The sequence below is a fragment of the Acinetobacter sp. ACNIH2 genome, assembly GCF_002934965.1.
GTDB classification, from domain to species: Bacteria; Pseudomonadota; Gammaproteobacteria; order Pseudomonadales; family Moraxellaceae; genus Acinetobacter; species Acinetobacter tandoii.
Window position 1 is genome coordinate 2,510,426 of the sequence record NZ_CP026412.1, and the last position, 25,477, is coordinate 2,535,902.

At 41.3% G+C, this 25,477-nt stretch carries 20 protein-coding genes, 5 tRNA genes and 1 pseudogene; 13 read left to right on the forward strand and 13 right to left on the reverse strand.

The genetic code is table 11. From position 1 onward, the window contains the following. Positions 1-15 precede the first annotated feature (15 nt). The 5 genes from C3F34_RS11770 (at position 16) to C3F34_RS11790 (ending at position 6,864) form a co-directional block, all read left to right on the forward strand. Complete coding sequence (locus C3F34_RS11770) at positions 16-1,803, forward strand: extracellular solute-binding protein (RefSeq protein WP_228155365.1); 1,788 nt, start codon at positions 16-18, stop codon at positions 1,801-1,803. Positions 1,804-1,878: 75 nt separating this feature from the next. Then, a complete protein-coding gene (locus C3F34_RS11775; RefSeq protein WP_104441671.1) occupies positions 1,879-2,943 on the forward strand; it encodes a microcin C ABC transporter permease YejB in 1,065 nt (354 codons plus the stop codon). Beyond that, positions 2,943-3,953, forward strand: coding sequence for an ABC transporter permease (locus C3F34_RS11780; protein ID WP_044738428.1), 1,011 nt, complete (start codon positions 2,943-2,945; stop codon positions 3,951-3,953). The genes C3F34_RS11775 and C3F34_RS11780 overlap by 1 nt, the downstream gene beginning before the upstream one ends. After that, positions 3,931-5,559, forward strand: a complete 1,629-nt coding sequence (locus tag C3F34_RS11785; RefSeq protein ID WP_104441672.1) for a dipeptide ABC transporter ATP-binding protein — start codon at positions 3,931-3,933, stop codon at positions 5,557-5,559. Before C3F34_RS11780 ends, C3F34_RS11785 begins: the two co-directional genes overlap by 23 nt. A gap of 60 nt (positions 5,560-5,619) precedes the next feature. Continuing rightward, on the forward strand, positions 5,620-6,864 hold the full coding sequence (locus C3F34_RS11790; RefSeq protein WP_044738430.1) for an NADH:flavin oxidoreductase/NADH oxidase family protein: 1,245 nt from the start codon (positions 5,620-5,622) through the stop codon (positions 6,862-6,864). A gap of 2 nt (positions 6,865-6,866) precedes the next feature. Here C3F34_RS11790 and C3F34_RS11795 read toward each other — a convergent pair whose 3' ends face one another. From C3F34_RS11795 to argG, 11 genes are all read right to left on the reverse strand, one after another. Continuing rightward, on the reverse strand, positions 6,867-7,565 hold the full coding sequence (locus tag C3F34_RS11795; protein ID WP_044738431.1) for a glutathione S-transferase N-terminal domain-containing protein: 699 nt from the start codon (positions 7,563-7,565) through the stop codon (positions 6,867-6,869). 132 nt (positions 7,566-7,697) lie between these two features. Beyond that, positions 7,698-7,773: transfer RNA gene (locus C3F34_RS11800), tRNA-Glu, on the reverse strand. 42 nt (positions 7,774-7,815) lie between these two features. Then, positions 7,816-7,891 (reverse strand) — tRNA-Glu (locus tag C3F34_RS11805). Positions 7,892-8,017: 126 nt separating this feature from the next. After that, complete coding sequence (locus tag C3F34_RS11810) at positions 8,018-8,911, reverse strand: hypothetical protein (RefSeq protein ID WP_044740759.1); 894 nt, start codon at positions 8,909-8,911, stop codon at positions 8,018-8,020. 81 nt (positions 8,912-8,992) lie between these two features. Further along, positions 8,993-10,411, reverse strand: coding sequence for an amino acid permease (locus C3F34_RS11815; RefSeq protein WP_044740760.1), 1,419 nt, complete (start codon positions 10,409-10,411; stop codon positions 8,993-8,995). Positions 10,412-10,522: 111 nt separating this feature from the next. Next, a tRNA-Glu gene (locus tag C3F34_RS11820) sits at positions 10,523-10,598 on the reverse strand. A 317-nt stretch (positions 10,599-10,915) separates the two neighbouring features. Continuing rightward, the gene (locus C3F34_RS20420) at positions 10,916-11,068 is read right to left on the reverse strand and encodes a hypothetical protein (RefSeq protein WP_171284969.1); all 153 of its coding nucleotides are present in this window, start codon (positions 11,066-11,068) and stop codon (positions 10,916-10,918) included. Between the two features lie 94 nt (positions 11,069-11,162). After that, positions 11,163-11,238, reverse strand: a tRNA-Glu gene (locus C3F34_RS11825). A gap of 20 nt (positions 11,239-11,258) precedes the next feature. Beyond that, complete coding sequence (gene rnt, locus C3F34_RS11830; protein ID WP_035301865.1) at positions 11,259-11,918, reverse strand: ribonuclease T; 660 nt, start codon at positions 11,916-11,918, stop codon at positions 11,259-11,261. Continuing rightward, positions 11,903-12,937: a dihydroorotase gene (gene pyrC / locus C3F34_RS11835; protein WP_104441673.1), complete on the reverse strand. Its 1,035-nt coding sequence runs from the start codon at positions 12,935-12,937 to the stop codon at positions 11,903-11,905. Before pyrC ends, rnt begins: the two co-directional genes overlap by 16 nt. A 256-nt stretch (positions 12,938-13,193) precedes the next feature. Beyond that, entirely contained in the window at positions 13,194-14,534 is a 1,341-nt protein-coding gene (argG, locus tag C3F34_RS11840) for an argininosuccinate synthase (RefSeq protein ID WP_016166983.1), read from the reverse strand. A gap of 565 nt (positions 14,535-15,099) precedes the next feature. Between argG and lldP the strand changes: the two genes are divergently transcribed. The 7 genes and pseudogenes from lldP to C3F34_RS11875 all read left to right on the forward strand — a co-directional run. Further along, on the forward strand, positions 15,100-16,773 hold the full coding sequence (lldP, locus tag C3F34_RS11845; protein WP_171069587.1) for an L-lactate permease: 1,674 nt from the start codon (positions 15,100-15,102) through the stop codon (positions 16,771-16,773). A gap of 25 nt (positions 16,774-16,798) precedes the next feature. Further along, the gene (gene lldR, locus C3F34_RS11850; RefSeq protein ID WP_016166981.1) at positions 16,799-17,542 is read left to right on the forward strand and encodes a transcriptional regulator LldR; all 744 of its coding nucleotides are present in this window, start codon (positions 16,799-16,801) and stop codon (positions 17,540-17,542) included. A gap of 2 nt (positions 17,543-17,544) precedes the next feature. Beyond that, positions 17,545-18,699: an FMN-dependent L-lactate dehydrogenase LldD gene (lldD, locus tag C3F34_RS11855; RefSeq protein ID WP_044737441.1), complete on the forward strand. Its 1,155-nt coding sequence runs from the start codon at positions 17,545-17,547 to the stop codon at positions 18,697-18,699. Between the two features lie 196 nt (positions 18,700-18,895). Continuing rightward, positions 18,896-20,593, forward strand: a complete 1,698-nt coding sequence (gene dld / locus C3F34_RS11860; RefSeq protein WP_044737440.1) for a D-lactate dehydrogenase — start codon at positions 18,896-18,898, stop codon at positions 20,591-20,593. 184 nt (positions 20,594-20,777) lie between these two features. Beyond that, a complete protein-coding gene (locus tag C3F34_RS11865; protein ID WP_104441674.1) occupies positions 20,778-22,811 on the forward strand; it encodes an NADPH-dependent 2,4-dienoyl-CoA reductase in 2,034 nt (677 codons plus the stop codon). 87 nt (positions 22,812-22,898) lie between these two features. Continuing rightward, a tRNA-Ser gene (locus C3F34_RS11870) sits at positions 22,899-22,988 on the forward strand. A gap of 288 nt (positions 22,989-23,276) precedes the next feature. Beyond that, positions 23,277-23,501: pseudogene (locus C3F34_RS11875) on the forward strand (CoA transferase); the annotation flags it as partial. Between the two features lie 86 nt (positions 23,502-23,587). Here the strand turns inward: C3F34_RS11875 and C3F34_RS11880 are convergent. Together C3F34_RS11880 and C3F34_RS11885 are read right to left on the reverse strand one after the other, a co-directional pair. Continuing rightward, positions 23,588-24,247, reverse strand: coding sequence for a VOC family protein (locus tag C3F34_RS11880; RefSeq protein WP_104441675.1), 660 nt, complete (start codon positions 24,245-24,247; stop codon positions 23,588-23,590). A 14-nt stretch (positions 24,248-24,261) separates the two neighbouring features. After that, the gene (locus C3F34_RS11885) at positions 24,262-24,810 is read right to left on the reverse strand and encodes a TetR/AcrR family transcriptional regulator (protein WP_104441676.1); all 549 of its coding nucleotides are present in this window, start codon (positions 24,808-24,810) and stop codon (positions 24,262-24,264) included. 98 nt (positions 24,811-24,908) lie between these two features. Here C3F34_RS11885 and C3F34_RS11890 point away from each other — a divergent pair, with 98 nt between their 5' ends. After that, on the forward strand, positions 24,909-25,442 hold the full coding sequence (locus tag C3F34_RS11890) for an HPP family protein (protein WP_104441677.1): 534 nt from the start codon (positions 24,909-24,911) through the stop codon (positions 25,440-25,442). Positions 25,443-25,477 lie beyond the last annotated feature (35 nt).

Below are 25,477 nucleotides of genomic sequence, written 5' to 3' on the forward strand. Positions count from 1 at the left end.
TGTTTAAGCAGTAGTATGGTGACGCAGCAGGTGTGGTCGGCTTTGCAGACTACGCCGTATATTGCTGTACATAGTCAGCCCCAATATAGCAAACTGAGGGCAATGCCTTATGCTAACCCTCAGGCCCCAAAAGGCGGATATATCAGCACTGCAGCAACAGGTACTTTTGATAATCTCAACAGTATGAATGGCAAAGGTAGTGCAACAGAAGGTGTCAATTATTTATTCGATACGTTGATGGATAATTCCTTAGATGAATCTGGGGTGATGTATCCGTTATTGGCAGATCAAGTCACGTTTGACCCCGTAAATCCACAATTTATTATTTTTCATTTGAATCCTCGGGCACGTTTTAGCAATCGAACGCCTGTGACAGCAGAGGATGTTAAATTCAGTTTTGATGCGTATCAAACCAAAGCCAACTTGGGCTTACAGATGTATTTGTCGAATTTGGCGAAAACAGAAGTCTTGTCCAAATCACAAGTTAAATTTATTTTTAAGTCGAGCAAAAATAAGGAAATGCCACTGATTGTGGCGAGTTTACCCATTTATTCCAAATTAGATTGGAAAAATAAGGATTTCACCCGAATTACGCTACAGCCGATTTTGGGTTCTGGTCCTTATTTAATTGAACGCATTGATGCAGGGCGCAGTATTACCTATAAACGCAATCCAAATTATTGGGCAAAAGATTTAATGGTCAATCGTGGTCGTTATAATTTCGATCGGCTGAAATATGTCTATTACCGTAATAATGATATTGCCTTTGAAGGTTTTAAGTCGGGGCAGTACACTTTACATGAAGAAAAGAAAACCAAGACATGGGTCACGGGCTATCAATTTCCTGCTGTAAAAGCAGGATTGGTCAAGCGATATAGTCATCGTTTAGCCCGACCCGTGGTCAATCAGAGTCTGGTCTTGAATACGCGGAAAGATCCATTTAATGATATTTATTTTCGTCAGGCATTGAGTTATGCCTACGATTTTGAATGGTTGAATAAAGCATTGTTCTATGGACAATATCAGCGTTTGCAAAGCCATTTTCAGAACAGCGAATTGGCAGCAACGGGACAACCGAGTGCTGCTGAGTTAAAATTATTACAACCTTATTTACCCAAGTTACATCCTGTGCAACGACAAGGTGTACTCTCCAATTGGCAGTATCCCAAATCGGATGCAGGTGGATTCAATCGCCCGAATTTACTCCAAGCACGCGCTATTTTGCTGAAGGCGGGTTACCAATATCGACAAGGGCAGTTGTATGGTAAAAATGGACGGGCGATCCAGTTTGAAGTGTTGCTTTATCAAGAAGGTGCACAGCGTACGATTATGCCGTGGGTTCGAAACCTAAAAAAATTAGGTATCAATGTGAAACTGCGTCAGGTTGACGTCTCGCAATATATGGAACGGATGCGTCGTTACGAATTTGATGTGACCACTTTGGAAATGCCACAATCGCTTTCACCTGGTAGCGAGCAAGCACAAATGTGGAGTAGCAGTGCAGCGCGCGAGTTGGGTAACTATAATTATGCAGGCATTCAAAATGCTGCCATTGATGCTGCGGTACAACAGGTGATTCAAGCACCGAATCGGCAACAATTAATTCTGCGCACTCGAGTTTTGGATCGCTTGTTGCGGGCAGGTTACTATCAAATCCTAACCTATGGTAAAAATGACAATTGGTATGCCTATTGGAATATGTATCACCAACCTAAAGTGAAGCCAAAATTATCTTTAGGCTTAGACTATTGGTGGAGTGACCCTGTGCAAACCAAAAAAGTCAGTCAATTTCTCGGTAAGTAAGGCGAGAAATATGCCCGTTTTGAAAGATGTAACCAGATCGGGAAGGCAAATTATACAGAAGATAAGGATAAGCAATTGGGTACGTATATTCTAAAAAGGTTATTCCTGATTATTCCGACCTTATTTTTTATTTTATGCATTAATTTTGCTGTGATTCAAATTGCTCCTGGTGGCCCCGTAGAGAGTGCCATTCAGCAAGCAGAGTCTTTTCAGCGTTTGCAAGCTGCAAAAGCAGGTATCTCTACAGAAAACAGTAATTATCAAGGTGCGAAGGGACTCAGCGAAGAAATGATTCATCAGATTGAAGCCCAGTATGGTTTTGATCAGCCTGCGTATATACGTTTTGCCGTGATGGCTAAAAACTACTTGAGCTTTAATTTTGGCGTGAGTTTTTTTAAAGATAAACCAGTGACACAATTAATTTGGGAAAAAATGCCCGTCTCTGTTTCACTTGGATTGTGGAGCAGTTTGCTGATTTATTTTATTGCGATTCCCTTGGGGATTAAAAAAGCCAAGCAACATGGTTTATGCTTTGATAAAACCACGTCTCTTATTTTAGCCGTTGGCTATGCTGTTCCTGCTTTTGTTTTTGCTATTTTGTTGATTGTATTCTTTGCTGGTGGTAGCTATTTTCAATGGTTCCCGTTACAAGGTTTAGTCTCGGATAATTTTCAGCAATTGAGTTTTCCGGGCAAAATTCAAGACTATTTCTGGCATTTAAGCCTGCCATTGTTAGCGATGGTTTTGGGAGGCTTTGCCAGTTTGGCTTATTTAACCAAATATTCTTTTTTGGAAGAACTAAACAAACCTTATGTTTGGGCAGCTCGTGCTAAAGGCTTGAGTGAATCTCGTATTCAGTATGGGCATATATTTCGGAATGCTGTATTGGTGATTATGGCGGGTTTACCCGAGGCATTGGTCAGTATTTTCTTTGTCGGCAATTTATTTATCGAGATTGTATTTAACCTTGATGGCTTAGGGTTGTTAGGATTTGAAGCCATTATTCAGCGCGATTATCCTGTCATCTTCGGGACATTATTTATTTTCACCTTATTGGGCTTAATTCTGCGTTTAATTTGTGATGTGCTCTATCAATGGGTTGACCCACGAATTGATTTTGAATCGCGAGGGAAACACTAATGTCTCCCATGATTCAAACACGTCTACAACGTTTTCGACAAAACCGTTTGGGTTTTTTTTGCTTAATTTTATTTAGCCTGATTTTTGTGGTGTCCTTAGCTGCAAATTTAATCGCCAATGAAAAACCTTTATTGGTCAAATATCAGCAGTCGTTCTATTTTCCTGTATTTAAGAGCTATCCCGAAACCACATTTGGCGGGGTATTTGAAACAGAAGCTGATTATAAAGATCCTGTAGTACAGCAATTGATTGATGATCAGGGCTGGGCTGTATGGCCCTTGATTCGGTACGCAGCACAAACGCCAAATTTAGATTTAGCTGTCCCTGTTCCGTCTGAACCGACCGCGCAAAATTGGTTAGGAACGGATGATCAAGGCCGAGATGTGCTTGCCAGAATTTTATATGCCTTACGCGTTTCACTATTGTTTGGTTTTGCTGTAACGCTATTTTCAGCGGTGATTGGTATTTTTGTGGGTGCAATACAAGGCTATTATGGTGGTTGGGTCGACTTAATTGGTCAGCGACTCTTAGAGGTGTGGGGCGGCTTACCTATGCTGTTCATGGTCATGATTTTAGTCAGTATTTTTACACCGAGTGTGTATTGGCTATTTTTGATCATGTTGTTCTTTGGTTGGACCACGTTGGTGAATTTAGTTCGGACGGAGTTTTTACGTGCTCGAAATTTCGATTATGTTCGAGCTGCGCGTGCGCTAGGGGTTTCTGATACACGTATTATAGTTCGGCATATTTTACCGAATGTCATCAGCTCCAGTTTGTCACAGCTCCCTTTTATGTTAACTGCCAATATTACTGCTTTAGCTGCTTTGGACTTTTTGGGGCTTGGATTACCTGCTGATACGGCTTCCTTGGGGGAACTCTTGTTACAGGGTAAAAATAATTTAAATGCACCGTGGTTGGCTTTATCAGGTTTCTTCACGCTGGCAATTGTTTTGTCACTTTTGATTTATATTGGGGAGGCTGCACGAGATGCATTCGATCCACGACAATAACCATGCTGCAGGCGTGATTTTAGATGTCCAGAAATTGCATATTCAACATGAACAAACGACATTACTGGACAATTTATCCTTTCAACTGCATCGGGGTAAAACATTGGCTCTGGTGGGGGAGAGTGGTTCGGGTAAAACAATCAGTTGTTTAGCGCTATTAGGTTTATTGCCCTCAAGTTTGCTCAGATCAGGCAGAGTAAATTATGCTGAAATTGATTTACTCCAACTTTCTGCCCAGCAATTACAGTCTATTCGTGGTCATAAAATTGCCCTAATTTTCCAAGACCCAATGGCAGCATTGAATCCATTACATCAGGTTGAAAAAATTGTTGGGGAAGCCTTAATTCTACAAGGCTTATCTAAACAAGTTGTCCGTCAGCGGGTGATACAGTTATTAAATGATGTTGGATTAACTCAAACAGAAGCCCTTTTAAAGCGTTATCCTCATCAGCTTTCGGGCGGTCAGCGGCAGCGTGTGATGATTGCTGCCGCTTTAGCGTTAGACCCTGAAATTTTAATTGCAGATGAACCGACAACCGCTTTGGATGTGACCCTGCAAATACAAATTCTAGATTTAATTAAGACACTGCAACAACAGCGCAAGATGTCACTGATTCTGATTAGTCATGATTTGAATTTGGTTCGCCAATATGCGGATGATGTGATTGTGATGAATCAAGGGCGTGTCGAGCAACAGGGTGCTACCGAGCAGGTCTTTCAGCATCCTGCAACATCCTATACTAGTGAATTAATGAACCATGATTTTGGGGAAGCACTCGCACCTTCTGTGACTCCAACAGTCCTGCAACTAGAACAGTTATTGGTACAGTATGCAATTAAACAGGGTTGGCTGAATCGTGTGAAGGGGCAGCAGATTGCGGTCAAAATTCCTCATCTAACGTTAATGCAAGGGGAATGTATTGGTATTGTGGGGGAAAGTGGATCGGGTAAAAGCTCTTTGGCCTTGGCTATTGTGCGTTTGGTTCAGAGTCAAGGACAGATCCAGTTTCAGCAGCAGAATTTAAATGCCCTGAATCAAAAACAATTACGTCCGCTTCGTGCCAATTTCCAGATTGTTTTTCAAGATCCTTTTAGTAGTTTAAACCCACGTTTAACCGTGCAACAGATTATTGCTGAAGGGTTGACGCTCGGTTATCAACATGAAAATCATATTGAAGTGAAAGTGAGTCAGGCTCTATTGGATGTTGAGTTGGATGATAGTTTCAAACACCGTTATCCTCATGAACTATCAGGTGGTCAGCGTCAGCGGGTGGCTTTGGCGCGAGCGTTGGTGTTAAAACCACAGTTGATGATCTTAGATGAGCCGACATCTTCTTTAGACCGTACGACACAACGGGCAATTGTGCAGCTATTGCGCCGTTTACAGCAGCAGTATCAACTAAGTTATTTATTGATTAGTCATGACCTACATGTAGTCCGTGCGATCAGTCAAAAAGTTTTGGTACTACGCGCGTCGCAGGTGATTGAAATGCAGACCACGGAAGCACTGTTTGCTCATCCCTTACACCTGTATACCCAGCAACTGATTCAAGCCAGTCAATATCATTCAACTGACAAAGTTGACAAAATAAATTGTCAGAAATAACTTGACCTCAGTAACAAACCGATTAGAGTAAAACATCTAAATAAAAATGAGGAAGTTCACATGAGTCATATTGCAGCACCTTTGCAAATTCGAAATACAACCTTTAAAAACCGTATTATTAAAGGCGCAATGAGTGAGGCTTTAGCCAACCATGCGGGACAACCGAATCGATTACATTTAGGTTTATACGAAGCTTGGGCAAAAGGGGGCTTGGGCTGTGCCATTACGGGGAATGTGATGGTGGATTTTCGTGCCAAGAATGAGCCCGGTGTTGTTGTTGTAGAATCTGAACGTGACATGGCTGAGCTGAGTCAATGGGCAGCTTTGGGTAAGCAATATGGCATGGTGCAGTTGGTTCAGCTATCCCATCCAGGGCGACAATGCCCGAAAGGTTTAAATAAAGAAACCGTAGCACCTTCGGCAGTGCCTTTTAGTCCAATGCTTGCCACCACTTTTGGTACACCACGTGAACTGCGTGAAGATGAAATTTTAGACATTATTCAACGTTTTGCCCGTGCAGCGCAGATTTGTGAAAAAGCAGGATTTGAAGGTGTGCAACTGCATGGTGCGCATGGTTATCTGATTAGCCAGTTTCTCTCGCCATTGACCAACAAACGTCAAGATCAATGGGGCGGTAGCATTGAAAATCGTATGCGCTTTTTGCTAGAAATTTACCAAGCCGTTCGGGCAGCGACATCAGATAACTTTATTATTTCGGTTAAACTGAATTCTGCTGATTTCCAACGCGGCGGCATCACTGAAGAAGATGTCATTACTGTGTTTAAAGCGATTGACGCAGCGGGCATTGACTTGATTGAAATTTCGGGCGGCACCTATGAAGCCCCTGCTATGGCAGGTGCAAAAGAAGATAAACGTAAAGCCAGTACCATCGCACGTGAAGCTTATTTCCTCGACTTTGCTGAAAAAATTAGACAACAAGTCAGTTGTCACTTGATGGTGACAGGTGGCTTCCGTACAGCGCAAGGTATGAATGCTGCGCTCGACAGTGGTGCCTGTGATTTTATTGGGATTGCACGTCCATTTGCGGTAGAAACCGATTTGACCGAACGCTTATTGGTTGGGCAAGATGTTCGTTATGCGGTGGATAAGATTAAAACAGGTATTCCAATGGTGGATAAAATGGCCATTATGGAAATTATTTGGTATGCCGCTCAATTTAAGACCATTGCGCAGGGTAAACAGCCAAATCCGAAACTTTCTCCGCTTAAAGTGTTCTTCCATTATGTGAAGGGGAATTTAAAAGCCGTGATTCAAGGGCAAATCAACTCCCGCAAAAGTGCTTAATATTAGTTGGCTACGGCCCAATACTGTTTGAAGATTGGGGCAGACCATTGACCTTTTGACAAAGCCCGTTGAAAGGCGGGTCTATCTTCAATCTGTTGTAAATAACTATTAATCGCAGGGTAGCGCATATAACGGTCATTTAGATGGGTGCAGGCGTGTAATGGAAACCAGAGTAAGATATCAGCGATGGTGAATTGAGAGCCTGCGACCCACGGTTGTTTAGTGAGGTGCAGATTAATCATTTGCATTTGTTGTTGCAGTAGGGGATTTAAATAGCCTTGATTAAATCCATATTGAATGGCTCGTAGAATAAAACGAATAAGCCAAGGTGTTCGGATCGCCAATTGGGAAAATATCTGTTTTAATGCCAAATTTGGCATAAATGTGGCTTCAGCGAAGTTTTTCCAATAGTAGTAATCCACTAAGGCAGAACTGTCTAAATTCATTGCACCTAAACTTTGCTGGTGAGTACTGAACCATTCGGCAATAGCGCTGGTTTCAGATAAGAAAAAAGTATGCTCAAGTTCTGTTATTTTGACTGTGGGGAATTTTGCTAAAGGATGTGCTTGCTGTAATTGATGCGTATTGGCATCGTCTAGTGTGTCGCAAACCAAAATGTCATAATCGAGACCGAGTTCTTCGAAAAGCCAGACAATACGTTGCGAACGTGAATTAGGTTTATGATAAAGTTGAATCTGCATTTTGTTGTTTCAATTGCCTTTTATTCAATATGTTTTTTATTTTGCTCAAAGAGAGCATAACTCAAAATATAGACATAAAAAAACCTGAGTCATTATGCTCAGGTTTTTTTAAAAGATAAACATCTCTGAATTTGGCGTCCCTACGGGGATTCGAACCCCGGTTACCGCCGTGAAAGGGCGATGTCCTAGGCCTCTAGACGATAGGGACTTAATGAGGCAGGTACTTCTGAAAACTAAACCATAAATTAATTGGCGTCCCTACGGGGATTCGAACCCCGGTTACCGCCGTGAAAGGGCGATGTCCTAGGCCTCTAGACGATAGGGACGTTTCAGAGGTGGGCGTATATTAGGGTGAATATAGGGGGGTGTCAAACATTTTTTTGAAGATAATCATTAAAAAAAGTTTGAGTGGGTAAAAAGAATACAAAATGTGGAAATACAATTTAGATTGTTTATTTTCCGAGCTTTAATGCATCCACAATGCTTTTAATAACAGCTGGATGTGCTAAATAACCTGTAATTTGATGAGGCTTATCTACAGGTGTTGTGATTGCTTGATTAATGATCGGTGGTTCAAAATTGAAAGGTGCTTCAGATAAGGGGAAGGCGGTCAGGAAATCATCAGGAGAATAAAAATTAAACCAATCACCATGTAGCTGTGGCGGTCGAGAAATCGGTCGATTCAGTTTTTCTTGAATCACCTTAAAGGCAAGCGGTGAACCGAGAGTAATAAAACGATGTACTCTAAAATGGTTAAATTGATGTAATAAGTTATAGGCAATGACGGTACCCAATGAATGCGCCACAATAATATGATCTTTGCTTGGATGAAGATGAGACATAATTCTGTGGTGAACTTCATGCATAAAATCAGAATTTGACAAGTATAAGTAGGTCTCGATGAGAAATTTATGCATGAGTGTCTCATGGAGTTTAGGGTAATGATTGAGGAACATGATCAATTCTTTGAATGCATGGTCTTTGGTGAGGGCTGTAATGACAGATAAACGCTGAGTAAGTGACTCTGATTGCTCTGGATTAAAACAAGGCAAAGGGGTAATACATGGGCTACGTTCTTGAACAATTGATGTGTTATGCCAAAGATGAAAAGGAAAATGTAAATGCGACAGTGATTTAGGAAGCATTGTGTTTAAATCTAAACTGTTATTGAGTTGGTGTTTGGTGAGTAAATCGCCATAAAAAGGGAGTTTGATATCTAGTGATTTAAGTTCGATATTTTGCTCGGCATGACTCAAGCCGGTTTTAAATAAATTTAACCAATGCTGTTTTAAAGTCTCTTCATCATAATTTTGTTGATTCATACCGTGAATAAAAATGATTTTCATACAGGGTCAGGCTTTTTATAACGAACATTGTTTATATTTAGCTTAAAAAAAAGAGTGGTCTTTGACCACTCTTTTTATGTGTTAGTTTTGCTTTCGATAAAACACGTAATAGCTGAGATAACACAAGGCAATAAAGATTAAACAGCCAATAAAGCCCGCTAGCATTTCAGGATCTGCGGCCATACTGATGCCAGTAATAAAACAGAATACAAAGCCTAAAATCGGCACAATTGGAAATAATGGCGCTGCAAAGCCTAATTCTTTCGCTGTATGACCTTGTTTATACCATTGGCGACGGAAATTGAACTGACTTAAGCAGATGCTCATCCACACCACGACCATCGTAAATGCGGCTACACCCAGCAGGTTTTTGAAAATGGTTTCAGGCGCAAATTGTTCAGACAGCAAGCCTGGAATTGCACCGAACATAGTGACAATAATGGCAACAAAAGGAATGCCTTTGTGATTTAACTTGGAGAACACTTCAGGCAGTTGTTTTTTGTAAGATAAAGACCACATCATACGTGAAGCAGCATATAAGCCTGAATTCGCAGCTGAAAGAAGTGCGGTAATAATCACAAAGCGAATAATGTCTTCTGCATGGGGAATGCCAATATAGTTAAACACGGTCACAAAGGGGCTGCTGCTTACGCCATTACCACCTAGGCCCGCCATTTGATGTGGAAGCAGCGCACTAATGACTACAATCGTACCAACAAAGAAGATTAATAAGCGCCAAATGGCTGCATTGATTGCTTTAGGCACATTTTTCGCTGGGTCTTGGGTTTCACCCGCAGCAACACCGATAAGTTCTGTCCCAGAGAAGGCAAAATTCACAATCAACATGGTTGCAAAAATAGGGAAGAAACCTTGAGGGAACCATCCTTCTGCGGTCAAGTTACTAAATAAAGGTGCAGAGCTATAACCATGAAAAGACAGCACACCAAAAATTGCCAATAGACCTAAAATAATGAAGCTGATGACAGTAACGACTTTGACTAGAGATAGCCAAAACTCTGATTCAGCAAATAATCGGGTTGAACTCATGTTTAAGCCAAAAATAATGGCAGCAAAGATGAGCGTCCAAATCCAGACGGAGATGTGAGGAAACCATTCTTGCATCAGCAAAGCGGCAGCAGTGAATTCTGTGCCGAGTGTTGCTGTCCATGTTAGCCAATATAACCATGTAATCGTGTAGCCTGTCCCTGGACCAATATACTTTTGTGCATAAGCGCCGAAAGAACCCGATACAGGCATATGTACCGCGAGTTCTCCCAGACATAGCATCACCATATAGGCAATAATTCCACCTAAAATATAAGCGATGATGGCACCTACAGGCCCCGTTTGTGCAATGACTTCACCCGACCCTAAAAATAGACCAGTCCCGATTGCACCACCAAGTGAAATCATGACCAGATGTCGAGTACTCATAGCGCGTTTTAAAGGCGCAGAATTGCCCTGATGCATAGCATCATTCGGAGATTGAGATGACTGCATAAGAGAGAGAAAAAATAGAATAATGAAGCGCGCTATTGTAGTGCAAAACTACAAATCTGCAATCGAATAATAATGAATTGTGAGTTTTGAATGATCGTATAAACGATAAGATGGCGTCCCTACGGGGATTCGAACCCCGGTTACCGCCGTGAAAGGGCGATGTCCTAGGCCTCTAGACGATAGGGACGTTGCGAGGTGATGCGTATATTATGTATTTTTTTCTTTACTGTCAAATAAGTTATTACAATATTTCGAAAATAAGGGTTTGTTTGTGTAAAAAATGTCTTACTTACAGGATATAACGCAATTTTTTACGTTTCTACAGACCCGATATCTCGATTTTTTTTGTTGGTAAGGGTAAAGCTTTATTCATTCAATAGCCAAGAGATGAAGGGTTTGATCAAGCTATGAGACTAAGTTGAATGAGATTTCATATGGTTAATACTAAGAAAACTGAAATTTCAACAGGCTTGAATTATTGATAAGTGAAAAGCCTAAGCAAATTTAATGTTCTGGCATTTGGTATGGATCGTGTGCTTTTTCTGATGGTGTGGCATTAGCTGCGGATGGTGCAGATTTCTGTTCTTTATTGGCAATATAAAGATAAACAGCTGAAGGGGAAAGAATGAGTAAAACCAGTAATATTTTCTTTAACATAAGTTTAGGGTGAAAAATAAAACACAAGAGTATAAATGATTCTAAAAATAGAATTCGATGAAATTTTTTAAAAAGATTTGCGAGAGCAAATAGATGGCGTCCCTACGGGGATTCGAACCCCGGTTACCGCCGTGAAAGGGCGATGTCCTAGGCCTCTAGACGATAGGGACGTTTAGAAGATGGCGGTATCTTATTGATCCGCCACCAAAGTGTCAAGTAGGTGAGGAGAGAGTTTGTTTAAAATATAGCAAAACAGTTCAGCAGTCTTTTTTGTATCGTACAAAGCCGAGTGAGCTTCTTTACCATCAAACTCAATTCCAGCTTGTATACATGACTTAGCAAGTACTGTTTGACCAAAAGTAATTGCACTTAAGGTTACCGTATCAAATACAGAGAAGCTGTGAAATGGATTTTGATTTTTAGTGCCAGTACGCGCGATCGCAGCCTGAACAAAACCTAAATCAAAGTGCGCATTGTGGCCGACCAAAATCGCGTGGGTGCAATTTTGTTGACGGCGTACGTCATTCACTGCTTTGAAAATACGTTTTAGTGCCGATTTTTCATCTTCAGCCATCGCAACACGCATGGGATTAAATGGATCAATTCCAATAAAATCCAACGAACGGCGGTCCAGATTTGCGCCTTCAAATGGATTAATGTGTGCATGATGGGCTTCACCTGGAACGAATTTGCCTTCTGCATCATAAATAATTGGAATCGCGGCTATTTCTAGCAGCGCGTCAGTTTGTGAATTAAAACCTGCAGTCTCGACATCGACCACCACAGGTAAAAAACCACGGAAACGCTGACCAATTACTGGTAGAGTTTCATTTGTCACACTTTTCTCCATTGGATGGTTTTACCAGCATAAAGCGGGATAATCTTGTCACCATCTAAATAATCAAAACTTTCAGGAATGACTTGTTCTTCTTTGACTAACGTAATGGTTTCAGTATTACGTGGAAGACCATAGAAGTCTGCACCAAAGTGGCTGGCAAAGCCTTCTAAACGTTCGAGTTTATTGACTTGGTCAAAGGCTTGAGCATAGAGTTCAATTGCCGTTGGTGCGCTATAGCAACCCGCACAACCACAAGCATTCTCTTTGGCATTTTTTGAATGCGGTGCACTGTCTGTGCCTAAGAAGAATTTAGGATTACCACTGGTTGCCACTTCCAACAGGGTTTGCTGGTGCGTTTGGCGTTTTAAAATTGGTAAGCAATAGAAGTGCGGCTTGATGCCACCGACCAACATGTCATTGCGATTAAACAATAAATGTTGAGGGGTAATCGTGGCAGCAACATTACGGTCTTGTTCTAACACAAAATGTGCAGCTTCGCTGGTGGTAATGTGTTCGAGTACCAATTTTAACTGAGGGAACTGCTTTAATAATGGTGATAAAACTTCATCTAAGAAGCGTTTTTCACGGTCAAAAATATCGACATGGTTATGGGTAACTTCACCATGTAACAGTAATGGCACTTGATGTTCTTCAAGTTGCTCAATCACTGCATATACTTTACGAATATCGCTTACGCCATTGTCCGAGTTGGTGGTTGCACCCGCTGGATAAAGTTTGATGGCATTTACAAATTCAGAATCTTTGATTTTTTTGACTTCGCTTGCAGGAGTGCTATCCGTAAAATACAACACCATACGCGGGTCAAATGCACTGCCTTCAGGCACATGAGCCATAATTCGCTCACGATAAGCAAGCGCCTCTTCCACAGTTTTCACAGGTGGAACAAGATTTGGCATACAAATCGCACGCTTAAATTGGGCTGCTAAATCTGGAACTGTGCGTTTCAGGGCGAGGCCATCACGTAAGTGGGCATGCCAATCGTCTGGTTGCAAAAGAGTAATCGTATTCAAGGCGATTTCGGACTAAAAAATAAATCAGATGATAATCTATATCACTCAGTAATGCTAAGCTGATTTACGTATAAATGGCTTAATTCTGGTAAATACAAAAAGCTTTTTATTGTTTTTTTGTGATTGTGGAATATAAGCAGTGCTTTGATTGAAGCTATTTCATCTGTGAAGTATCAAGATATATAAGATGAGCTTGATAAAGAAAAAACCGCCAATTTGAGGCGGTTTTTTCTTTAGCTATTGAGCAATTAAAAACTTAGTTTTTGTCTTTCAATTGCGGCACTGCAGAACCAGTACCTACAGCCAACAAACCAGAATTGGTATAAATACCGAGTTTTGCGCGTGTATCTGTAATATCAAGGTTACGCATAGTAAGCTGACCAATACGATCCATCGGCGTAAACATTGAATCACCTTTCTCCATAGTTAAACGCTCAGCTTCATAAGTGAGGTTAGGAGATTCGGTATTCATGATGGTGTAGTCATTACCACGACGTAATTCTAAAGTGACTGTACCTGTAATCGCTTTAGCAACCCAACGTTGTGCAGTTTCACGCAACATAAGTGCTTGAGAATCGAACCAACGTCCTTGGTATAACAAACGACCTAAACGTAAACCGTTAATACGGTATTGTTCAATCGTGTCTTCGTTATGAATACCTGTAACCAAACGCTCATAAGCAATATGAAGTAACGCCATGCCTGGTGCTTCATAAATACCACGAGATTTTGCTTCGATAATACGGTTTTCGATTTGGTCAGACATACCTAAACCATGACGACCACCGATACGGTTCGCTTCAAGAATGAAGTCAACCGGATTTTCAAAACGTTGACCATTAAGCGCAACAGGGAAGCCTTCTTCAAAAGTAACAGATACTTCTTCAGCATCAATTTTTACGTCATCTTTCCAGAATGCAACGCCCATGATTGGGTCTACAATTTTGATACCTGCATTGAGGTATTCAAGATCTTTTGCTTCATGAGTTGCACCCAACATGTTTGAGTCAGTTGAGTAAGCTTTCTCTTTCGACATTTTGTAGTCAAAACCATTGTCGATGAGGAACTGTGACATTTCTGCACGGCCGCCTAATTCATCAATAAAAGTTTGGTCTAACCACGGTTTGTAAATTTTAAGTGCAGGGTTAGTCAATAAGCCATAACGGTAGAAACGCTCAATGTCGTTCCCTTTATACGTTGAACCATCACCCCAGATGTTCACGTCATCTTCTTTCATCGCGGTAACAAGCATAGTACCTGTTACTGCACGACCCAGTGGAGTCGTGTTGAAATATGGCATACCACCAGTGCTGATATGGAATGCACCACATTGAATCGCTGCAATACCTTCAAGTGCAAGTTGCAAACGGCAGTCCACTAAACGTGCTTTAACGGCACCATATGCTTCCGCTTTTTTCGGAATAGCATCGTAGTCATCCTCATCAGGCTGACCTAAGTTTGCCGTATATGCATAAGGCTCTGCGCCTTTTTGTTTCATCCACAATAAAGCAGCTGAAGTATCTAGACCACCAGAGAAGGCAATACCAACTTTTTTGCCAACTGGGACATTCTGCAAGATAGTTGCATTATCAGTCATTGTTAATCCTAACGATATAAATATAGGCACCGAGAATAGGTGGCCTGAAAGAATACATATTTTTGCGATTGTAGCACTTTTCCAGACGCTTGTTTTCGCAAAACAAAGTCAAAATAAAAAAAACAATAAATTTTCTGATCGATAAGCAGAAATTGACGTCTGAAAAAGCAACATCTTGGTGCATTTTTGAGGTTTGTAATTTATATAAAAATCAGAGGAATGCTTTTAAAACTGGATAAATCCTCAACAAACGAATGAATGCGACTAAAGTTGAGTAATTGTTTAATCCGAAGCTTACATGGCTGAAAAAATAAATAAAAACAATAGTTTTACCAATATTGTTAATTTTTTCTAAATGAAATGTGTTGTGTTTATTGATTTAATATATTGGTCTGACCAATATATTTATTATGCTTTTTTATTGACCTGTTTGGTGTTTGAAATTACTATAATGGTGCAAACAGCTATTATTTTTTTACGCTTTTGGTTTATTGGTCTGACCAATTTGGTATTTTACCACAGGATGATTGGACCAACTCGAGGTTCTGGCAAGCATTTCAAGGAGATGACAATGCTTCAACATTGGCAACAAGTTTACGATCCTATTGGCAATATCTGGCTTTCCAGCTTAATTGCACTTATTCCAATTATCTTTTTCTTTTTAGCGCTGGCTGTATTTCGTATGAAGGGCAGCGTAGCTGGAACAATTACTGTTGTTTTAGCATTGTTGGTTTCTTTATTTGCCTATCAAATGCCGACCATGATGGCATTTGCTTCTTTGATTTATGGCTTCTTTTACGGTTTGTGGCCAATCGCATGGATTATTATTGGTGCGGTTTTCCTGTACAAAATTTCGGTGAAAACGGGCCAATTTGACATTATCCGTTCATCCATTCTGTCCATTACTGAAGATCAGCGTTTACAAATGCTGTTGGTGGGCTTTGCCTTTGGTACTTTCTTAGAAGGTGCAGCAGGCTTTGGTGCGCCTGTCGCGATTACTGCGGCTTTATTGGTGGGCCTTGGCTTTAAACCATTATATGCAGCAGGCTTGTGTTTAATTGTGAACACTGCACCTGTAGCGTTTGGTGCGATGGGTATTCCAATTATTGTGGCGGGTCAGGTGTCTGGTGTAGACACTCATGAAATCAGCCAGATGGTGGGTCGCCAACTTCCGTTTATGGTGCCAATCGTACTGTTCTGGATTATGGCAATTATGGATGGTTGGCGCGGTGTTAAAGAAACTTGGCCTGCGGTATTGGTTGGTGGCGGTTCATTCGCGTTGGCACAATTCCTTACCTCTAACTTTGTAGGTCCAGAGTTACCAGACATTACCGCTGCGATTGCTTCTTTGGTGAGTTTGACCATTTTATTGAAATACTGGAAACCGAAACATATTTTCCGTTTCAAAGCTGAAGATATGCATATTGATGCAAATAGCTTGAATGCAGATCAACAGAAGAAATATTCAATTGGTCAAATCGCGAAGGCATGGTCTCCATTCATGATCTTAACCGTGATGGTGACGATTTGGAGTATCAAACCATTTAAAGATTTATTCGCTAAAGATGGTGCATTGCATGACCTTGTGATTGCAATTAAGGTACCGTTCTTGCATCAAGTGGTACAAAAAATGCCACCTGTTGTGCCTGAAATCAAAGACTATGACGCCATTTTCAAGTTTGATTGGTTGTCTGCGACGGGCACTGCAATCATGATTGCCGCGGTAATCACCATCATTTATTTAAAAATGAAACCACGTGAAGCGGTAGTGACTTTTGGCGAAACCCTGAATGAATTAAAAACTCCAATTTATTCAATTGGAATGGTATTGGCGTTTGCCTTTATTGCTAACTATTCAGGCATGTCTGCGACTTTGGCATTGGCATTGGCGCATACTGGACATGCATTTACTTTCTTCTCGCCATTCTTGGGCTGGATCGGAGTGTTCCTAACAGGTTCAGATACGTCTGCAAATGCCTTGTTCAGTGCCTTACAAGCAACGACTGCACAACAAATTGGTGTGCCAGAAGTGTTATTGGTGGCTGCCAATACCAGTGGTGGTGTGACAGGTAAAATGATTTCACCTCAATCTATTGCAATTGCCTGTGCGGCAGTAGGCTTGGTTGGTAAAGAATCTGATTTGTTCCGTTTTACAGTGAAACACAGTATCACTTTTACGGTAATGATCGGTATTATTATTACCTTACAAGCATATGTGTTCCCATGGATGATTCCATAACACCCGTAGATTGAAGGACAGCGGTATGAAGGTCTCTGATAGAGTTTTACAAAGTTTGCGTCATTTGATTGAAACCCAACAAATGAAAGTCGGAGATCGTTTACCCGCTGAAAGAAAGTTGTGTGAACAACTCGGTGTCTCCCGTTCCTCTTTGCGTGAGGCTATTCAGCAACTGACCAGTCAGGGCATGCTGGTCAGCAAAGTCGGAGCGGGAACTTATTTACAGCAATTACCAAGCTCTTGGTCACAACACCAAATCGTGCAACCACTGAGTGAGTTGATTGATGAAGATCCTGCTTATCGTTTCGATGTGCAGGAAGCTCGAATTATTTTGGAGGGTGGCACCGCTTGGCATGCAGCTTTGCGTGCCACTCCTGAAGATATTCAGCATATCCGTGATTGTTACGATCAAATCACCCACTTTCAGTCTTTGGGCGATGATGAGCAAGCTGCACGTGCCGATGCCAATTTTCATCTGGCGATTGCAGAAGCTTCGCACAATCTGGTGCTGATTCAAGTCATGCGTGGCGTGTTCGATTTATTGCAATTTAACGTGGCTTTAGGACGACGCAAAGTCTATTCCGAAGCGCACCGTTTTGATCAATTGCATGAACAGCATTTGCAAGTGATTGATGCCATTGAGCGCCGAGACCCAGAAGCCGCACGCAAGGCTGTGTGTGGACACATTGAGTTTGTAGTTCAGCAAGTACGTTCGATTGATGAGGAAGAAGCCCGTCGACAACGTTCGAGCCGTTTAAACAGGATATAACCATGATTATTTCATCTGCAAATGATTATCGCGAAGCTGCGAGACGTCGTTTACCGCCATTTCTTTTCCACTATATTGATGGTGGAGCATATGCAGAATATACCCTGAAGCGAAATGTAGAAGATCTTTCTAAAATTGCCTTAAGACAACGTGTTTTGAACGATATGTCTGAGCTAAGCCTTGAAACCAAACTATTTGACGAAACATTTTCGATGCCTGTGGCGTTGTCTCCAGTGGGTTTAACAGGTATGTATGCACGTCGCGGTGAAGTTCAGGCTGCGGTTGCTGCCGATAAAAAAGGCATTCCATTTACGTTATCGACTGTATCGGTGTGTCCAATTGAGGAAGTGGCACCTGCCATTCAGCGTCCGATGTGGTTCCAGTTGTATGTATTGCGTGACCGCGGTTTTATGCGGAATGCCTTGGAACGTGCTAAAGCAGCAGGCTGTTCGACCTTGGTATTTACTGTAGATATGCCAGTACCAGGCGCGCGTTATCGTGATGCACATTCAGGGATGAGTGGTCCGAATGCCGCGATGCGTCGTTATATGCAGTCTTGTTTCCACCCGCATTGGGCATGGAATGTAGGCTTGATGGGACGTCCACATGATTTAGGCAACATTTCTAAATATTTGGGTAAACCGACAGGTTTAGAAGACTATATTGGTTGGTTAGGCACCAACTTTGATCCGTCAATTTCATGGAAAGATCTAGAATGGATCCGTGAATTTTGGGATGGCCCAATGGTGATTAAAGGGATTCTAGACCCTGAAGATGCCAAAGATGCAGTCCGCTTTGGTGCAGATGGTATTGTGGTGTCAAATCATGGTGGTCGTCAGCTTGATGGTGTGTTATCGACAACACGTGCATTGCCTCCAATTGCTGATGCAGTGAAGGGTGATATTAAAATTCTTGCTGACTCTGGTATTCGTAATGGTCTAGATGTGGTGCGTATGCTGGCGATGGGTGCGGACACCTGTATGCTTGGTCGTGCTTTCGTTTATGCATTAGGTGCAGCGGGCGGTGCGGGTGTTTCAAATCTTTTAGAGTTGATTGATAAAGAAATGCGTGTCGCCATGACCTTAACGGGGGCGAAGACCATTGCAGATATTACTGAGGATTGCTTGGTCCGTTTAGAGCGTGAATTAGTCGAGTGATTTTATTCTTAAAATAATTCATTAAGTAAGAAGAAAAATCCCTCCCAACCTCCCTTTAAAAAGGGAGGGCCTGACTATTTTTGATTTGAGCTTGTCGCTTTAAATTGGCTTACCTCTTTGGAAAAAAAGGGGTAAGCCGCTACAAAATTTCAATACACATGATTCCATATTCAAATTTGGGAGCGGAAAATTCCTTATGTTACCCAATTCAAATACACAACAAACCATTCAAAAACTCATCGACATTGTTGGAAAGCAACATGTTCTGACGCAAGAAAGCGAAACGAGATTGTACCGCCAAGGACGTCGCTATGGTGCAGGTCAAGTGCTTGCAGTGGTGGTGCCGGGAACTTTATTGGAACAATGGCAAGTGTTGCAAGCGGCTGTAGATGCAGACTGTATTGTGATTATGCAAGCGGCTAATACTGGATTGACCGGTGGCTCAACGCCTTTTGGTGATGATTATGACCGACCTGTGGTACTGATGAGCACGCGACGTTTGGCAGGTATTCAAATCATCCGTGATGGGCAGCAGGTAATTTGCCTTCCTGGAGCAACATTAGACCGTTTAGAAAAAGAACTGGCGCCCTTTAATCGTGAACCGCATTCAGTGATTGGTTCTTCGTGTATTGGTGCATCAGTTTTAGGTGGGGTATGCAACAACTCAGGTGGTGCGTTGGTACGTCGTGGTCCAGCATATACTGAGTTGGCGCTGTATGCACGAGTGAATGAATCGGGTCAACTGGAGCTGATTAACCATTTGGGTGTGGACTTAGGACATACACCAGAAGAAATTCTTTCACGTTTGCAAAATCAGCAATACCAAACTGCGGATGTACAGCATAATCCAAGTTGTTGTGCATCTGACCAGCGTTATGCACATGACGTGAAACAGGTGAATGAGGCAACTCCTGCACGATTCAATGCCGATCCATCACGCTTATTTGAAGCCTCAGGTTCAGCAGGTAAAATCTGCGTATTTGCGGTTCGACTAGATACTTTTGAGAAGATTCCGAGTCAGGTGTTTTATGTGGGAACCAACTCACAGGATGACTTAACTGAGATTCGTCGTTTTCTATTAACTGATTTACCGCGCTTACCCATTGCAGGTGAATACATTCACCGCGTGGCCTATGACATTGGCGCAGAATACGGTAAAGATACCTTTGTCTTTATTGAAAAATTCGGGACTGCCAAAGTGCCTGCTGCTTTTGCCATGAAAGACAAAGTCGATGGTTATTTAGAAAAAGTTGGCATGAAAGGGTTGTCAGATAAAGTTCTGCAATTGATTACCAAGTTTATGCCGAATCATTTGCCTGAACGTATGAACCAATTCCGTGATCAGTATGAACATCATTTGATTTTACGTATTGAAAATCAGGATGTAGAGCTAGTACAGCAATTCCTGAGTGACTATTTCGCTCAGCGTACGACAGGCAATTTTTTCCATTGTACAGAGGAAGAGGGACGCAAAGCTTTTTTACATCGTTTTGCGGTCGCAGGCGCAGCTATTCGCTACCGAGATACCCATCGGAGTGAAGTGGAAGATATTGTGGCACTTGACATAGCTTTGCGCCGTAATGACCGCGAGTGGGTAGAAACTTTGCCGAAAGATATGGATGAGCTGATCATACATAAACTGTATTACGGTCATTTCTTATGCCATGTATTCCATCAAGACTACATCGTCAAAAAAGGCGTTGATCCTTTGGCGATGGAGCATCAAATGTGGCATTTGCTGGATGATCGTGGTGCTGAATATCCTGCGGAGCACAATGTTGGTCATTTATATGTGGCGAAGCCTGCGTTAAAACAGCACTACCAAAAACTCGACCCAACCAATAGTTTTAATGTGGGGATTGGTCAGACTTCGAAGTTAAAATACTGGAAGTAAACCTTCAGCACTGTATTGCTAGATAATAAAAGTGTAGCCCACTAGAAATAGAATAGGGCTACACTTTTTTTTGTATTGACTGATTATTTAAAGAATCAGTCTGCTAAAGTCATAAACAAAATAAAAATTCACGTTAAAGTATTATGCAACAAGTTGCACAGCTAATAAATTATAAGGATTCGCCATGACAACGCCCTATGCAAATATTTTGAAACCTCTTCATTTGGGGTTTACCACCATCAAAAATCGCATGGTGATGGGTTCTATGCATACAGGTTTAGAAGACCGTTTTTATAATTATCCTAAATTGGCAGCCTATTTTGGCGAGCGAGCAAAAGGTGGTGTCGGGCTAATCATTACGGGCGGAATCTCACCGAACCGTCAAGGTTGGTTACTTCCAGCAGGTGGTACCATGAATACCATGGGGGATATTGCACCACATCGTTTGGTGACACATGCTGTGCATAAGCATGGCGCAAAAATTTTGATGCAGATTTTGCATTCAGGTCGTTATGGTTATCAACCTTTCGTGGTGTCTGCCAGTCCTATCAAATCACCAATTTCACCATTCAAACCACGTCAAATGAGCGAAAAGCAGATTTTGTCGACTATTCGAGATTATGCTGAAACATCACATCTTGCAAAATTGGCAGGTTATGATGGCGTGGAAATTATGGGTTCTGAAGGCTATTTGCTGAATCAATTTTTGAGTCGCCATGTTAATCAACGACAAGATCGTTGGGGTGGTTCGATTGATAATCGGATGCGCTTTGCGGTTGAAATTGTTCGTGCAATCCGTCAAAAGGTCGGCGAAAAATTTATTATCTGTTTCCGTTTATCCATGTTGGATTTGGTCCATGATGGCAACACGATGCAAGAGGTGATTGCCGTTGCGCAGGCCTTAGAAAAAGCAGGCATTACGCTATTAAATACAGGTATTGGCTGGCACGAAGCACGCATTCCAACTATTGTGACTTCGGTGCCACGTGCGGCTTTTGCTGACTATACCGCAGAAGTAAAAAAGCATGTGACAGTGCCTGTGATTGCCTCAAACCGAATTAATATGCCAGACACAGCAGAAGAAATATTGGCACAAGGGAAAGCCGATATGGTGCAAATGGCACGTCCATTCTTGGCAGATCCTTATTGGGTCAATAAAACTGCGACTAATCGGGTAGATGAGATTAATACCTGTATTGCCTGTAATCAGGCGTGTTTAGATCATACTTTTAAAAACCAACGTGCAACCTGTTTGGTCAACCCACGTGCAGCATTTGAGACTGAATTGGTTTATGTCAAAACTGCAAAACCAAAACGGGTTGCTGTGGTGGGGGGCGGTGTGGCAGGCATGTCAGCTGCAACGGTAGCAGCAGAACGTGGACATCAAGTGACATTGTTTGAAGCCAGTCATGAAGTGGGTGGGCAATTTAATTTAGCCAAAGTCATTCCAGGTAAAGAAGAATTCCACGAGACCATTCGTTACTTTAAAGTACAAATCGAAAAAACAGGTGTAGAACTACGCTTAAATACCAAAGTAAACCAAGAGCAATTAGAGCGTGAAGGTTTTGATGAGGTGATTGTGGCTACAGGAGTCGTGCCACGAGCTTTAAAGATTCAGGGTAGTGATGCGCCGAATGTACTTTCTTATGCCGAAGTATTGCGTGGAGCAGCAGTCGGTCATCGTGTTGCCGTGATTGGCGCTGGGGGAATTGGTTTTGATGTGTCTGAGTTTTTGTTGAAACCGCCACATCAGCCTCAGCCACAACCTTTGGCAGAGTGGAAGCGAGAGTGGGGCGTCGATACCGAAGCGCACTATATGACAGAAGGTGGCTTACAGCGCGCAGAAGTTGAAGCGCCTGTCCGTGAAATTTATTTATTGCAACGTAAAACCACACCATTAGGCATTGGATTGGGTAAAACTTCGGGTTGGGTCCATCGAGCTCAATTAAAAAAGCATGCGGTACGCATGTTGCGTGGTGTGCAATATAAAGCGGTAACTAATGAAGGCTTGTGGGTTGAAACGAATGGTCAGGATCAGTTACTTCGAGTCGATACCATCGTGGTGTGTGCAGGGCAAGAATCTGTAAAAGATTTAATGCCAAGTGAAGGGCAAGCTACTTTAGCCAATTATCATATTATTGGTGGTGCAAAACTTGCAGCAGAGCTTGATGCAAAGCGCGCAATCCGCGATGGTGCTGAAATTGCAGCCAAACTTTAAGGAATTGATGAAACAATATGCACTTGAATGCTTTAACGCTATTTTTTACTTGTCTAAAATGAAAAAGCTTAGTATTCTTGCGCACATGGAAGCGTGGCAGAGCGGTTTAATGCACCGGTCTTGAAAACCGACGAGGGTGTGAGTCCTCCGTGAGTTCGAATCTCACCGCTTCCGCCAAATATCTAAATAAGCCCTTGTAATTACAAGGGCTCATTTTTTGTCTGTAGTTTTACCTCTCAACTTATCCCATATCAAAATTTGGATGTAAAACGGGATGATTTAGAAAATAAGTATAAAAATATGAATCATCCTAAACTTACGGCTTCGGAAAAATGTTTTAAATAGATAAAAAAGAGCTTATGAATGAATCATTAAATGGAAAAAAGGCTGGTAATAGCCCAAATTGAATTAGGCAACCTCAATCAAATATTAAACTATCACTGGAAAATCCATTCTCCTATCAGACCACAAATTGTGCATCGCAATTTAGTAGTGAATATTCCTCATCGTTTAAATGAAAACTTTCAAACCATTGGTTCACCAATAAAACTCTCTGATACTCCAGTTGAATACCATCACGCACCGCCAGAGCTAGGTGAACATACGGTTCAAATCTTATCGAGATTTAAAACGGCAGAAGAGCTGGCTACCTTAAAAGAGAAGGGCATTATTGATGGGAAAATTGCTTAGGGCATTGCCGTTTTTAATGTGATTCAATTTAAATAGAAACTGTGATTTGCAATAAATCACAGTTTTTTTATTAGAAAATAATAGTTTTAATATTTAAAAATAAGCGGCAGCTCTGGTCTGAAATCATGAATCATTCCTTGAGGCTCATGATCAAAACTGATTTCCATTAAATGCTCCGATCCATCAGTCACTTCAAAATTATCAACTGTATTGAACAGTAATGAAGTCGGGTGTTCTTCAAGGTTCGGAATAGAAACTTTAATCGCAGTGATTTCTGATAAATCTTTGCTATGCACAAGTGGTTGTTGTTTTTCTTTTGCAGCAAGGTCTGGTCGTGAAGCAAATGAAAGGAAGAACCACATCGGTTCAGATACCACAGAATCTTTGGCAACATTTACTTCTAAGCTGGCTGGTAAGTAGCTTGGCTTGTAAACCCAATTAGGAAATTTTGCGCCATTATCATCTTTATTCTTAGGACGAAAACAAATACCAAAAGGGGACGCGATATTATTTTGAGTACTTAGTCGCTCAAAAAGCAGAGTCGGTTTTGTGAGATCACTTGAGGCTTCTTCTGGGTTATTTAAAAAGATTAACTCGATAAAGCTATTTTTAAAGAAAAAGCGTCTGTTTTCTGTACCTTGACCCGGGTGCTTATTGGATGAACCTTCTGTTAGACCGAATTTTTTTAAAGTTTCAGCTTCGGGAGCGCCTGATTGTACACAAATAAAAATATGGTCCACTTCCATTTTAAGTTCTCATGCTAATGTTGATGAATATTAAATAATTGATTAATATAATTTTTCATGTTTATCGCAAGTGTTTCATCGAAACCATCGACTAAAAAGCGGCTAATTAATCCTTCAATCACCGTATAGATCAGCTCGGATAAAGCTTCACCATTCGGTATATTGCAGTTTTCCGCAATCAATACTTTAATCCATTGTTTATGGGCTTTAGAAATAGAAATAATGTCTTGATCATCTTGGTTAGATTCTGCGACCGCTCTTACAAATAAACAGCCTTTAAAAAAATCTTGTCTAAACCAATTGGTGTGCCAATCCAAAATCTTATTGATGGCTTCCAACCCGGTTGCATCTCCAACATAACCCAAAAGGCTTTGCTTAAACCGTTCATCACGTGCAATGAGTACAGACTTAACCAGTTGATTTTTATTTTTATAGTACGTGTACATCGTGGTTTTTGAGCAGCCAGATTCGTCGCGAATCAAGTCAACGCCAACCCCGACAAAACTATTTTCATTAAATAACTTCTCGGCTGTATCTAATATTTTTAAGGCAGATTTTGACATAAAACTTTTCCAAAAAATAAAATAGTACAGATCTGTACTATTTGGAATTTTATCTATATGCTTTTTAAAAAGCAACTTCTGTCTAAGGAATAAAAATCATGTTCTCGATCTTTTATGGCAAAGAAAAACTGGCTCCATCGCCCACTAAAGTTGATGTTTTAAGAAGCCTTGTTGGGGGTACGCTCAGTATTTTTATACTCCTGTGGTTGAGTAAGCTCACACATAATATCTTTATCATGGCGCCGTTTGGTGCGACCTGTGTATTGCTCTATACCGTGTCGCAGTCACCTTTGGCACAGCCGAGAAATATTATATTTGGGCATCTTATTTCGGCTTTTGTAGGTTTGTTTTTTCTAAAATTTGTCGGTGTTTCTATTTTTACAATTGCGTTATCAGTGGGTTGTGCCATTGCTCTCATGCAAGTTTTTAAATGTGTTCATCCACCTGCTGGGGCCAATCCTTTGGTTATTTTACTCACCGCAAGCAGCATACATTACCAGTGGAGTTTCTTAATTTTCCCTGTTTTAGTTGGTGCAGTGTCTTTAGTTTTGGTGGCGATGCTGATTAATAATATTAAAGCGAGTACCAAGTGGCCGATGTATGGCTTGGGAATTTTAAATAGTAAAAAGTAGGCAAGCTATGAAGTATTTTGAGCTTAAAATAATGA

Coding starts and splice junctions, on each gene's coding strand:
- C3F34_RS11770 (WP_228155365.1), top strand. CDS start 16: ATGGTGACGCAGCAGGTGTGGTCGGCTTTGCAGACTACGCCGTATATT.
- C3F34_RS11880 (WP_104441675.1), bottom strand. CDS start 24,247: ATGGAAGTGGACCATATTTTTATTTGTGTACAATCAGGCGCTCCCGAA.
- lldP (WP_171069587.1), top strand. CDS start 15,100: ATGACAATGCTTCAACATTGGCAACAAGTTTACGATCCTATTGGCAAT.
- C3F34_RS20420 (WP_171284969.1), bottom strand. CDS start 11,068: ATGTTAAAGAAAATATTACTGGTTTTACTCATTCTTTCCCCTTCAGCT.
- C3F34_RS11890 (WP_104441677.1), top strand. CDS start 24,909: ATGTTCTCGATCTTTTATGGCAAAGAAAAACTGGCTCCATCGCCCACT.
- C3F34_RS11790 (WP_044738430.1), top strand. CDS start 5,620: ATGAGTCATATTGCAGCACCTTTGCAAATTCGAAATACAACCTTTAAA.
- argG (WP_016166983.1), bottom strand. CDS start 14,534: ATGACTGATAATGCAACTATCTTGCAGAATGTCCCAGTTGGCAAAAAA.
- C3F34_RS11885 (WP_104441676.1), bottom strand. CDS start 24,810: ATGTCAAAATCTGCCTTAAAAATATTAGATACAGCCGAGAAGTTATTT.
- C3F34_RS11795 (WP_044738431.1), bottom strand. CDS start 7,565: ATGCAGATTCAACTTTATCATAAACCTAATTCACGTTCGCAACGTATT.
- C3F34_RS11815 (WP_044740760.1), bottom strand. CDS start 10,411: ATGCAGTCATCTCAATCTCCGAATGATGCTATGCATCAGGGCAATTCT.
- C3F34_RS11865 (WP_104441674.1), top strand. CDS start 20,778: ATGACAACGCCCTATGCAAATATTTTGAAACCTCTTCATTTGGGGTTT.
- lldD (WP_044737441.1), top strand. CDS start 17,545: ATGATTATTTCATCTGCAAATGATTATCGCGAAGCTGCGAGACGTCGT.
- dld (WP_044737440.1), top strand. CDS start 18,896: ATGTTACCCAATTCAAATACACAACAAACCATTCAAAAACTCATCGAC.
- rnt (WP_035301865.1), bottom strand. CDS start 11,918: ATGGAGAAAAGTGTGACAAATGAAACTCTACCAGTAATTGGTCAGCGT.
- lldR (WP_016166981.1), top strand. CDS start 16,799: ATGAAGGTCTCTGATAGAGTTTTACAAAGTTTGCGTCATTTGATTGAA.
- C3F34_RS11810 (WP_044740759.1), bottom strand. CDS start 8,911: ATGAAAATCATTTTTATTCACGGTATGAATCAACAAAATTATGATGAA.
- C3F34_RS11780 (WP_044738428.1), top strand. CDS start 2,943: ATGTCTCCCATGATTCAAACACGTCTACAACGTTTTCGACAAAACCGT.
- C3F34_RS11785 (WP_104441672.1), top strand. CDS start 3,931: ATGCATTCGATCCACGACAATAACCATGCTGCAGGCGTGATTTTAGAT.